Consider the following 587-nt stretch of genomic DNA (forward strand, 5'->3'; position numbering starts at 1 on the left):
TAGCGAAATTTATGTGCTAGGCACAACTCCCGAATACGTGTCACTATTGGATTCGAAATCTGTTGCGTCTTCATTTGACTTTTCCACCGATAATAGGTGGAACGAGCAATGCCCAGCCATTGACACGCTAGTTGTACAGAGACCGCTCCCTTTATGGACTCCATCCACCGGATTGCTGCTTCTGGTGACACCTCCTTTCCCACTCCTTGTACTTTTTTAAGACATCCACTTGCTGCTTTAAGAAGCGATTTTCCTGTTTTAATCTTTCAACTTCAGATGTAACCTCTGGTCCTTTCCCGTAGGTGTACTGTTTACCTACTGGTTGTTCAAAGCGATGGGTTTCCCCGTTTTTATACCAACGTAACCATGTTTTCACTTGCGTTTTGTTCTTGATACAAAGGTGTTCCATTACTTCTCTCACTGATACGCCCCTCAGCCTCATTTCAACAGCCTTTAACTTGATATCCGTTGGATAACTTACTCTCGTTGACACAGAAAAAACACCTCCAAGTTGTCTCCATATCTTACGACATGGTCGCATTCTCTTGAAGGTGTTTTGATTTGTCTTACGTTATGGGGTCAGTCCC

The 587-nt window shown here is 43.6% G+C and carries 1 pseudogene; it reads right to left on the minus strand.

Going from position 1 to position 587, the window contains the following annotated elements:
• Nucleotides 1-191, minus strand: a pseudogene (locus tag ACQ5DJ_RS29960) (hypothetical protein); the annotation flags it as partial.
• Nucleotides 192-587: the final 396 nt, after the last annotated feature.

It is taken from the genome of Brevibacillus sp. FIR094 (assembly GCF_050477165.1).
GTDB lineage: Bacteria > Bacillota > Bacilli > Brevibacillales > Brevibacillaceae > Brevibacillus.